At 64.5% G+C, this 10,507-nt stretch carries 9 protein-coding genes; 7 read left to right on the forward strand and 2 right to left on the reverse strand.

What is annotated here, in order from left to right; genetic code table 11:
- The first annotated feature begins 108 nt into the window (after positions 1–108).
- The 7 genes from ACX1NL_RS00145 (at position 109) to ACX1NL_RS00175 (ending at position 8,343) form a co-directional block, all read left to right on the forward strand.
- Positions 109–1,059 carry a methylenetetrahydrofolate reductase gene (locus ACX1NL_RS00145; RefSeq protein WP_458898292.1) on the forward strand — a complete coding sequence of 317 codons (951 nt, stop codon included), beginning with the start codon at positions 109–111 and terminating at the stop codon, positions 1,057–1,059.
- The gene (metE, locus tag ACX1NL_RS00150; RefSeq protein WP_458898293.1) at positions 1,056–3,314 is read left to right on the forward strand and encodes a 5-methyltetrahydropteroyltriglutamate--homocysteine S-methyltransferase; all 2,259 of its coding nucleotides are present in this window, start codon (positions 1,056–1,058) and stop codon (positions 3,312–3,314) included. The genes ACX1NL_RS00145 and metE overlap by 4 nt, the downstream gene beginning before the upstream one ends.
- A gap of 214 nt (positions 3,315–3,528) precedes the next feature.
- Positions 3,529–4,494 (forward strand): endonuclease domain-containing protein, encoded by a 966-nt coding sequence (locus ACX1NL_RS00155; RefSeq protein ID WP_458898294.1) that lies wholly within the window; start codon positions 3,529–3,531, stop codon positions 4,492–4,494.
- 154 nt (positions 4,495–4,648) lie between these two features.
- The gene (locus tag ACX1NL_RS00160) at positions 4,649–5,170 is read left to right on the forward strand and encodes a peptidylprolyl isomerase (protein WP_269508850.1); all 522 of its coding nucleotides are present in this window, start codon (positions 4,649–4,651) and stop codon (positions 5,168–5,170) included.
- A 67-nt stretch (positions 5,171–5,237) separates the two neighbouring features.
- Positions 5,238–5,906, forward strand: a complete 669-nt coding sequence (locus tag ACX1NL_RS00165) for a rhomboid family intramembrane serine protease (protein ID WP_458898295.1) — start codon at positions 5,238–5,240, stop codon at positions 5,904–5,906.
- 578 nt (positions 5,907–6,484) lie between these two features.
- On the forward strand, positions 6,485–6,691 hold the full coding sequence (locus ACX1NL_RS00170) for a hypothetical protein (RefSeq protein WP_181889433.1): 207 nt from the start codon (positions 6,485–6,487) through the stop codon (positions 6,689–6,691).
- An 86-nt stretch (positions 6,692–6,777) separates the two neighbouring features.
- Positions 6,778–8,343: a catalase gene (locus ACX1NL_RS00175; RefSeq protein WP_458898296.1), complete on the forward strand. Its 1,566-nt coding sequence runs from the start codon at positions 6,778–6,780 to the stop codon at positions 8,341–8,343.
- A gap of 70 nt (positions 8,344–8,413) precedes the next feature.
- Here ACX1NL_RS00175 and ACX1NL_RS00180 read toward each other — a convergent pair whose 3' ends face one another.
- Both ACX1NL_RS00180 and crgA read right to left on the reverse strand, forming a co-directional pair.
- Positions 8,414–9,823 carry a hypothetical protein gene (locus tag ACX1NL_RS00180; protein WP_239306516.1) on the reverse strand — a complete coding sequence of 470 codons (1,410 nt, stop codon included), beginning with the start codon at positions 9,821–9,823 and terminating at the stop codon, positions 8,414–8,416.
- Between the two features lie 393 nt (positions 9,824–10,216).
- Positions 10,217–10,492, reverse strand: coding sequence for a cell division protein CrgA (crgA, locus tag ACX1NL_RS00185; RefSeq protein ID WP_269508860.1), 276 nt, complete (start codon positions 10,490–10,492; stop codon positions 10,217–10,219).
- Positions 10,493–10,507: the final 15 nt, after the last annotated feature.

Consider the following 10,507-nt stretch of genomic DNA (forward strand, 5'->3'; position numbering starts at 1 on the left):
GCAAAACTGGCAACGCATTGTGGCGGTTACGTGGCGTCAATAAGTTTCAAGGCACCGTTTAACCACGGTGCAACGAAACACATCAACCCAGCCGAGAAAGGTCCTGCCATGTTCGAAGCCTCTCCTTCGACCAGGCTTTCCGCCTCGGCACCGCTGGACCGCGAGGGCGCGCCGCTGATCCGCCGCCCCCGCCCAAAACGCCAGCGCACCGCCTTAAGCTTCGAGATCATCCCGCCGCGCCCCACGGACGACGCGGAGAAGATCGACCGGCTCATCGCGGGCCTGGCCGAGTACAAGCCGGACTACGTCTCCGTGACCAGCTCGCGCCGCAGCGAGTGGCTGGAGGGCACCGCCGCCGTGATCTCCCGCATCGCGGAGACCACTGACCTGCGCACCATCGCGCATCTCGCCTGCACCGCGGGCACGCGCGATGAGATGGCGGAGTGGGTGCGGGTGCTTATCGACGCCGGCGTCCGCGGGTTCCTCGCCCTGCGCGGGGACCTGCCGGAAGACGGCCTGCCAGCGGACCACCTCCAGTACGCCACGGATCTGCTCAACCTGATCCAGGACGTGCAGGAGGAAGAGGCGTTCCGCCTCGCCGCCGGCAAGCTCGCGCTTTCGGTGGCCTGCTACCCCAAGGGCCACGCGGAGTCGCGCAACTTCGACCACGACCTGGACGTGCTGCTAGCCAAGCAGCGCCTGGGCGCGGATTTCGCCATCACCCAGCTGTTCTTCGAGGCCCAGGATTTCCTGGAGTTCGTCGAGGTGGCGCGGCTGGCGGGTGTGCGTATCCCGCTCATCCCTGGCATCATGCCGATGACCTCGCTGAAAAGGGTCCGACGCATGGGGGAATTGTCGGGGCTGGAGGTGCCGGTAGGCGTCGAGAAGCAATTGCTCGAAGCTGACGACGAGTACGAGGCCGGCATGCAGCTCACCGCCAACCTGGCGCGCGAGATTTTGGATGCCGGCGCGGGCGGGCTCCACGTGTACACGCACAACAACCTGGACGTCACGCGGGACTTTCTGGACCGCATCGGAATAGATAAAGGACAACAATGACCACCTTCCCCAAGGCCACCATCGAGGGCTACCCCCGCATCGGCGCGAACCGCGAGCTCAAGCGCGCGCTGGAGAGCTACTGGGCGGGCCGCATCGACGCTGAGACGTTCCGCTCCACCGCACGCGCCCTGCGCGTGAACAACTACAACCACCTGCGCGACCTCGGCCTGACCGAGGATTACGCCATCCCGGCGGACGTCGCGCTCTACGACCAGGTGCTCGACACCGCTCTGACCGTGGGCCTCGTGCCGGGCGGCGTTGACCTAGACGAGGAGTTCGCGCTCGCCCGCGGCAACGACACCCGCGTGCCGCTGGAGATGACCAAGTGGTTCGACACCAACTACCACTACCTCGTGCCGGAGATCGAGGCTGGTCAGGTGATCAAGGCGGTGCCGGAGCGCATCCTGCGCATCGTGGAGGAGGCCGCCGAGGCCGGCCACAAGGTCCGCCCGTTTTTGGTCGGCCCGGTCACGCTGATCGCGCTGTCGAAGCCGGCGGAGTGGTCGCTGCTGCCGTCGTTGGTGGAGGCGTACGCCGAGGTCTTCGCCGCGCTGAAGGAAGCCGGCGTGGAGTGGATCCAGATCTCCGAGCCCGCCGTGGTGGCCGACCTGTCCACCCCGGACGCGGAGATCGCTTCCTACCTGCGTGAGGCCTGGACCGCGCTTTTGGGCCGCGAGACCCGCCCGAACGTGTACCTGACCACCCCGTACGGCTCCGCCCGCGAGGCCCTGCCGGTGCTCGGCGAGCTGGGCGTGGAGGCGCTGCACGTGGACCTGTCCCCGTGGACGCTTGAGGCAGACGCCGGCTACCCGGAGCGCGTGCGCGCCGCCGTGCCTGACTCCACCCACCTGGTGGCAGGACTTATCGACGGCCGCAACGTCTGGACCGCCAACCTGCGCGAGCGCACCGACGTGCTCAACTCCCTCGGCCGCGGCGCCGACGCCGTGTCCGTGTCCACCTCCACCTCCCTGCAGCACGTGCCGCACACCCTGAAGGCCGAGCGCAACATCCCGGTCGAGGTCGCCCCGTGGCTGGCGTTCGCCGACGAGAAGCTCGCCGAGATCCAGGCGCTTGTCGTCGGCTCGGACGAGGCCGTCGAGGCGTTCGCCCAGTCCGACCGCGCCGTGCGCACCCGCGCAGAGTCCACCACCATCCACAACTCCGCCGTCGTGGACCGCGTCGCGGCCCTGCCGGAGGGCGTCGTCAAGCGCGAGCCCGCGTTCGAAGAGCGCAACAAGGTCCAGCGTGAAGAGCTCGGCCTGCCGACGCTGCCGATCACCACAATCGGCTCCTTCCCGCAGACCACCGAGATCCGCAAGGCCCGCGCGGACCACCGCGAGGGCAACCTTACCGACGCCGAGTACACCGAGGCGCTGAAGGCCGAGATCAAGCACGTCATCGACCTGCAGGAGGAGATCGGCCTGGACGTCCTCGTCCACGGCGAGGCGGAGCGCAACGACATGGTGCAGTACTTCGCCGAGCTTCTCGACGGCTTCGTGGTCACCGAAAACGGCTGGGTCCAGTCGTACGGCTCCCGCTGCACCCGCCCGCCGATCGTGGTCGGCGACGTCTCCCGCCCGGAGGCCATGTCCGTGGAGTGGTCGGCCTACGCCCAGTCCCTGTCGGACAAGCCGGTCAAGGGCATGCTCACCGGCCCGGTGACCATCCTGGCCTGGTCCTTCAAGCGCGACGACGTGCCGCTTTCGGTCTCCGCGGATCAGATCGGCGTCGCGCTTGCCGACGAGGTCGCGGACCTGGAGAAGGCCGGCATCAAGGTCATCCAGATCGACGAGCCGGCCCTGCGCGAGCTGCTCCCGCTGCGCGAGGACAACCGCGCCGCCTACCTGGAGTGGGCCCAGCGCGCGTTCCGCCTGGTCTCCCTGGAGGCGCAGCCTTCGACCCAGATCCACACGCACCTGTGCTACTCCGAGTTCGGCCAGATCATCGACGCCGTCGCAGGCCTCGACGCGGATGTCACCTCCATCGAGGCAGCCCGTTCCAAGATGGAGCTGCTCGAGGACATCGACGAGACCTTCCACTCCGAGATCGGCCCCGGCGTGTGGGACATCCACTCCCCGCGCGTGCCTTCGGCCGAGGAGATCGCTGGCCTGCTGCGCGCGGCACTGAACCACGTGCCCACCGAGCGCCTCTGGGTCAACCCGGACTGCGGCCTGAAGACCCGCGGGTACGCCGAGGTCGACCCCTCCCTGCGCAACCTGGTCGCCGCGCGCGACGAGGTCGTCGAAGGGCTCTAGCGCGCCGGGCGGAGCTGACGTCGTAAAGCAATCGCCCCCGGCCCCGCCCTGCTCGCCCCTGCCCTCCTCGCCCCGCGAAAGTCGAGTACGGGAGGTCGAGTACGCCCTCTATTTGGGCCGGACTCGACCTCCGCCGCTCGACTTTTGGCGGGGCTCTTTCGTTCTCGCGAGTAGCCGGGTACTCTGAACGAAACAAACAAACATCGGGGGGATCATGGACAGGAGAAAGCTAGCGCAGCTGCTGGTCAGGCCGGGGCAGGCGGACCGTCAAACGTGCATCAAGTTATCCGCGAACAAATTCATCGCCCAGGCAGAATGGTCGCGGCTGAAACACCACGAGCGGGAATTTCTCAGCAGCTATGCCGTCGGCGCCGCGAGCCGGAAAGCGGTGCTGGTGGGGCGCTCCGCCGCAGTCGTGCACGGCCTGTGGACGCTGCCCGCTCCAAACGGGCCCGTCTTGCTGGCCATCCCAGGACAAAAACCGCCCGCCAGGGCAAGCTGGCCGAACGGAGTCGAGTACCGCAGCCTGCGCATCCCTGAAGAAGATGTGCTGGTCATCGAGTGCGCGACGCCTGGCGACGTCCTCCGGTTAACCAGCCCCGTCCGCACAGCCGTCGACGTCGCGCGCCTGCACGGGGTAAGAGCAGGCGTGGTCGCGATGGATTCCCTATTTGTGGGCAAGCCACCGCTGGAGCAGGAACGCATCCAGGCCGAACTCCACGCGACGATCAAGCGGCTGGCAGGCAAGAAGGGGATCGGGCGGGCACGGCAGGCGTTGCGCTGGTCGTCGACCAAGTCCGAGTCGCCGTACGAGTCTCTCCTGCGCGTGATCCTGCGCGAACGCGACATCGTCGTCCGCGAGCAGATGTGGATTGGCCGTTACGTGCGCCCGGACCTGCTGTGGGGGCAGGTGGCGATCGAGATCGACGGGCGGGTCAAGACGGCGAAGAAAGACGAGGAATTGGCGAAGAAGGTGTCGCGCGACCAGCTCCTGCGTGAAAACTGGTTACGGAAGCAGATCTACGAGGTCGCCCGCTTCGAGCCGTCGGAGATTCTCCGTGACGAGGAGGCCTGCGTCCGGGAGATCCTGGAGCTAAAAGCCCGGTCCGGTCTCCTCGGCGAGCCGAAAGTACCGGCCACGGTGTTCAGACCGGTGCACGGGGAACACTGGCGGAGGTAGGGGCGCTATACGCCGCCGAAAGTCGAGCGGCGGAGGTCGAGTACGGCACCGAAACCGGGCGTACTCGACCTCCCGGACTCGACCTTTAGGGCCGTGAGCCCAACCCCGCACCCGCCCGCACCCCGCGCGCCGGAACCCGCGTACCCTAGAGCGCATGACTCAGAAGACTCAGACCATGACTCTGCACACGAATCACGGCGACATCGTGATCGACCTGTTCGGCAACCACGCGCCGAAGACGGTCGAGACGATTACGGGCCTGGCACAGGGCACCACCGATTACTCCGCCAAGAACGCCAAGGGCACCACCGAGGGCCCGTTCTACGACGGCGCGATTTTCCACCGCATCATCCCGGGGTTCATGATCCAGGGCGGCGACCCGACCGGCACCGGCACCGGCGGCCCGGGCTTCCAGTTCGCCGACGAGTTCCATCCGGAGCTGCAGTTCGACCGTCCGTACCTGCTGGCCATGGCTAACGCCGGCCCGGGCACGAACGGTTCCCAGTTCTTCATCACCGTCGACGCGACCCCGTGGCTGAACAACCGCCACACCATCTTCGGCGAGGTCACCGACGAGGCGTCGAAGAAGGTCGTCGACGAGATCGCGAATGTGAAGACCGGTCGCATGGACCGCCCGGTCGAGGACGTCGTGATCGAGTCCATCGACATCGCGTAAGCCACAAAGCGCCACACACGCGCCGCGCCCCCGCCACCGTGCGGGGGCTTTTTCGTACCCTGATCCCATGCCCACTCTCCGCAACCTGCCCCGCACCGCCCCCGCCACCACGGCGATTACGGCGATCTGCACGCTCGTCTTTTTCGTCGCCGCGCTCCAGGCCCGTTCGGTCACGGACGTGGTGTGGGATTCGCCGGTGGGCACCCACACCATCCTGTACGGCCCCGAGGTTTACGGCGCGGGCTACCTCCGCGCGCTCACGGCCGGCTTCATGCACTTGGACATCACGCACCTCTTCCTCAACATGTTCATGCTGGTCCTGGTGGGTGCGGAGGTGGAGCGCTTCCTTGGCTCTGGCCCGTTTGTGGTGGCGTGGGTCGCGGGGGTCCTTTGGGCGTCGGCAAGTGTGCTCGCATTTAGCTTCACGACGCCCACCGCCGGCGCTTCCGGCGCCCTCTACATGCTGATGGCGCTTCTGATCGCCATTGCTTTTCGACGTTCCACGGACCTGCGCGCGCCACTCGCCCTGGTGGCTGTGAACGTGGCGTACACGCTGCTCAGCCCGGGTGTGTCGCTGTGGGGGCACCTCGGCGGCCTGGCGGCGGGGGCGGTGATGGCGTGGCCGTTGACCTCGGAAAACGTGCGCACCCGCTGGATCACAGCGGGGGTCGCGGCCGCGGCGGCGTGCGTGGCCATCTGGGCGCTGACGATTCCGTCGACGGTGCCGGTGTACTAGGGACGGCGCTCAAAGGGGAGGGCTAGATCTGCCAGACGGTGCGGGGTAGTCTTTCTCTCGCAGAGCCGCGGAGGATCGTGGGCGTCTAGCCTCCCTCTCGGACGATTGATTGAGACCCTAGCCAGCGAAAGCCCGGCTAGGGTCTTCTTTTTGGGTTTACACGCGGGCTGAGTGATCAAGCTCTACCAGATCGCCGCCGCAAACCGAGAATTTACAGTCCGAAAGGAAGGCGGAAATTCCCGAACCATATATTTTCCTGAAACGCCGAGGTCAAGCCCCAGAAATCGCCGATTCCAGACACACTTTTTGACCTTTAACCAGACCTTTCAAGTTATCCACAGCGGTTGTCCACAGTGTGGATAACTACACGCGTGTAACTCGTCGAACGACACGTCGAACAGCGAAAATGACACGCCGAAGGAACGTGGCGTTTTCGAAAGCAAACCAGCACATTCCACTGCCCTGTGGAGTTGTGCACAGAGTTATCCACAGGTGTGGATAGATATCGTTCGAACAACGGCGAGTTGGTGTCGAGCTCGTTAACCAAGATCAAGGCCAAAGAAAGGAAGGTGAGTCTGATGAAGCTTCAGGTGCGCCGCTTTACCAATACGGAGCTGCGAGAGCGTCGACGCAGCTTGCGTGCACAGTTGGCGGAATCCTTGGGAATGGAGGAGCCAACTGATGATGCGTTGAAAGAGCTGGCCTGGTCCGGTGGTTTCACCTATGACCAGCGGGACGTTTACGACGAATTGCGCAGGGTGGAGTCACTTCTCGGGGAGCGGTAGGTGTGGATAGATCCTGGAAACTCGCGCGCCCGCGGAAATCTCTACTGTGGGAAGCGAACCATCAGCAAAGATCCAAGGAGTGAGTAATGGCTGATCAGAGCAAGGCGGAAGAGATCGTCTCCAGGGGCGAGCGCCCCGCGGGCAAGGGCCGCACCACTGAGCTGGGCGGGCAGCCGGTCGCCTCGGAGCACATTTCGGTCACTCAGGGGCGCCAGGGAGCCAATGTGCTTAACGACGTCCACATGATGGAAAAACTGGCGCACTTCAACAGGGAGAACGTGCCTGAGCGCATCCCGCACGCGAAGGGCCACGGCGCCTTCGGCGAGCTGCACATCACGGAGGACGTGTCCAAGTACACGAAGGCGAAGCTGTTCCAGCCGGGCACCGTCACCCCGATGGCGGCGCGTTTTTCCACCGTGGCGGGCGAGGCTGGTTCCCCGGATACGTGGCGCGACGTGCACGGTTTCGCGCTGCGTTTTTACACGGAGGACGGCAACTACGACATCGTGGGTAACAACACCCCGACGTTCTTCCTGCGCGACGGCATTAAGTTCCCGGACTTCATCCACTCCCAGAAGCGCCAGCCCAACTCGGGCCTGCGCGATGACGAGATGCAGTGGGATTTCTGGACCCGCACGCCGGAGTCCGCGCACCAGGTGACCTACCTGATGGGCGACCGTGGCACCCCGAAGACGTCGCGCCACCAGGACGGTTTCGGCTCCCACACTTTCCAGTGGATCAACGAGGAGGGCACTCCGGTGTGGGTGAAGTACCACTTCAAGACCCGCCAGGGCTGGGAGTGCTTCACCGATGAGGAGGCCACCGAGAAGGCCGGCACCGACCCGGACTTCCAGCGTGCGGATCTGTTCAACGCCATCGCGGACGGCGACTACCCGATTTGGGACGTCAAGGTGCAGATCATGCCGTTCGAGGAGGCGAAAGATTACCGCTTCAACCCGTTCGACCTGACCAAGACGTGGTCGCAGAAGGACTACCCGCTGATCCCGGTGGGCTACTTCGTGCTCAACCGCAACCCGAAGAACTACCACGCGCAGATTGAGCAGCTCGCGCTCGATCCGGCCAACCTGGTGCCGGGCGTGGGCCTGTCGCCGGACCGCATGCTGCAGGCCCGCGTGTTCGCGTACTCGGACCAGCAGCGCCACCGCATCGGTGCGAACTACAAGGACCTGCCGGTCAACCGCCCGCTCAACGACGTGAACACCTACTCCGAGCGTGGCAACATGGCCTACTTCTTCAACGAGGAGAACGAGCCGAACTACGTGCCCAACCGCACCGAGAAGGGCGCCGGCTACCTGGACAACAACGAGGATTCCTCCTCCAACTTCACCGACTACGGCCAGGCGGAGAACCTCTACGTCAACCCGGATCCGGAGGGCACTGACCTGGTGCGCGAGGCGTACGTCAAGCACGCCGAGGACGACGACTTCGGCCAGGCTGGCACGCTCTACCGCGACGTGTTCGACGACGCGGAGAAGGAGCGCTTCGTCCACAACATCACCAACAAGATGATGGCGATTAAGCACAAGGACGTCGAGGAGCGCGTCTACGAGTACTGGGGCAAGGTCGACGCCGACCTGGAGACGAAGGTACGCGAGTCTTTCGCCAAGAAGCGCGCTGAGCAGGACAACTAGTCCCCGCACATAAAAAAGCCCGTTGAGTCCGCAACAGACTCAACGGGTTTTCGCGCTATTCAGCAGTGTTTTAGAACACGCCGCGGATCTTCTTGCCGAAGTCGGAGACGGTCACGTCGCGGGAGTCCACGTCCTGGTCGTTGTAGAACGAGGTGTCGCCTGCGAGGCGGCCGGTCTGGGTGACTTTCATGTAGTTGTACAGGCGGCCTTCCTTGGTCTTGCCGTCGCCGAAGGAGAATGCGCCCAGCAGCATCTCGTCGCCGGCGAGGATCGGGTTGGACAGGGTGACCTCGAAGGTGCGGATGCCGCGGTCGAAGTCGTAGCCCAGGTCGCGGATGTGGGTGCCGTTGTACTGGGTGGTGGTGATCAGGCGGTCAACGCCCTCCGGGCCTGCCTCGGTGCCGACCTCGACGCGGAAGGTCAGGGCCGGGAATTCGCCCCAGTAGCGCTTCGCGCCGGTGTTCTTCACGCGCAGTGCGACGGAGCCAGCGGCGCCCGGCACCTTCCAGGAGGAGGTGGTGAAGTACGGCTGGAGGTCCAGGTCGCGCTGGGCATCTGCCTGCTTATCGACGACTTCGTTGACCTCGTCAGCAGCCTTTTCCTCGACCTCGTTGATGACCTCTGCGCCCTCGTTCGCGATGTCGTTGTTGGTCACGTCGGTGGCTTCGTCGTTGTCGACCACGGTGACGTCGTCAAGGTTTGCACCCGTCTCGATCTTCTTGACGTCCTCGTTGTACGCCGGGTTCGGGTTCTCCACGGTGTCGGTGACCTGTGCGCCCTTGTTCGGCGCCCAGGAGCCGGCCGGGGTGGAGTAGTTCTTGACGCGGACCTCGTTCTTGATCGGCATGTTGGCGATCCAGGCGGTCGGGGTAGCCCAGGTGCCGTTCGGGCGGCAGCGCTGCTGGGTGCCGGTCATGGTGACGGTGCGGAAGCCGTAGGTGGCCTCGCCGGTGTTGCCGGCCGGCACGTCGTACGGGCCGATCTTCTGGCCGACGGACCAGGACAGGGAGCCGGAGACGTCCCAGCCCAGGGACTTGGCCAGGGAGTAGCCGATGTTGCCCTGAAGGCCGTCCTTCGAGCCGGAGCCGCCGAGCGTCAGAGTCTCGGTCTTGGAGCCGTTGACGGAGGCGGAGATGGTCTGGGTGCGGGACAGGTCCTGGGACAGCGGGATGGCACTGTCGGACAGGTTGGTGGTGGAGATGGTGCCCACCGGCAGGAAGTTGTCCTTCACCTTGTACACGATGGTGCGGTAGTCCTCGGTGGAGTTGCACACCGGGCGCGGGTTGAGGATGTTCGCCTTCAGGTGATCCGAGCCGCGGTAGGTGTGGATGATCGGCAGCGCGGAGTTGGTTGCCGGGGTCTCCGGGTAGGACTCTTCGAAGGTCTGGGCGGTGGCGGTGATGCCGGAGCCTGCGATTGCGACAGCGGCGACGGCTGCGATCGCGGCCTTGGCGGCACCAGCGATGCGGAATGCGCGCATTTGGCGTTCCTTTCGGGGAAACAATTGTGGATTCTTCAGGGGACGGGCTTCTCAACCTCTCAGCGAGGAGCTCTCATATAAGACCTAGTCACTTGCCAAGGAACCGTCATAATATTGTTGAACAATCCACCCAATCCGGGGTCAAACTAAAGTAATTGACATGTCGCAAAAACCAGCTCACCAGTATTAATACTGTTATTTGTGGGTAAAACCCCGGTGCAATCTATCGCGCTATTTAAATGCAGTCATGTGTCGCCTAAATCGGCGTCCTCATCCCGCTCTTGGCTTTTGCTCAGCCCGCCGAACCTCCACCAACGCAAAAATCGGATTGTGGCAAATATTTGCCACAATCCGATTTCACACAACCCCCAACTCAAAACCCCCGAAGAAGAACTACCGCCAACCCATGGTCATCAGCAGACCGAGGATCATGCCCGAAAAGCCGATGGCGTAGTTCCACGGCCCGAGCTGCCCGAGCCACGCAAGCTGGTCGCCAGCGAGGTAGTAGAGGATCAGCCAGGCCAAGCCGAAGATCATCAGCCCGAACATGATCACCTTGTACCAGATCGGGGTGCCGCCGGTGTTGACCTTCACCGGCGTGCGCGTGGTGCCGGCGGAGGTGCTGCTAGCTGGGCGGATGGGGTCTTTGGTTACTTTTGCTTTAGGCATGTGCGCTCCCTTGGT

Source organism: Corynebacterium sp. CQ3829_602738, from assembly GCF_054478435.1.

Bases quoted from the DNA above. Each gene is read 5' to 3' on its own strand.
- ACX1NL_RS00145 (WP_458898292.1), top strand. From the start codon at position 109: ATGTTCGAAGCCTCTCCTTCGACCAGGCTTTCCGCCTCGGCACCGCTG.
- metE (WP_458898293.1), top strand. From the start codon at position 1,056: ATGACCACCTTCCCCAAGGCCACCATCGAGGGCTACCCCCGCATCGGC.
- ACX1NL_RS00155 (WP_458898294.1), top strand. From the start codon at position 3,529: ATGGACAGGAGAAAGCTAGCGCAGCTGCTGGTCAGGCCGGGGCAGGCG.
- ACX1NL_RS00160 (WP_269508850.1), top strand. From the start codon at position 4,649: ATGACTCAGAAGACTCAGACCATGACTCTGCACACGAATCACGGCGAC.
- ACX1NL_RS00165 (WP_458898295.1), top strand. From the start codon at position 5,238: ATGCCCACTCTCCGCAACCTGCCCCGCACCGCCCCCGCCACCACGGCG.
- ACX1NL_RS00170 (WP_181889433.1), top strand. From the start codon at position 6,485: ATGAAGCTTCAGGTGCGCCGCTTTACCAATACGGAGCTGCGAGAGCGT.
- ACX1NL_RS00175 (WP_458898296.1), top strand. From the start codon at position 6,778: ATGGCTGATCAGAGCAAGGCGGAAGAGATCGTCTCCAGGGGCGAGCGC.
- ACX1NL_RS00180 (WP_239306516.1), bottom strand. From the start codon at position 9,823: ATGCGCGCATTCCGCATCGCTGGTGCCGCCAAGGCCGCGATCGCAGCC.
- crgA (WP_269508860.1), bottom strand. From the start codon at position 10,492: ATGCCTAAAGCAAAAGTAACCAAAGACCCCATCCGCCCAGCTAGCAGC.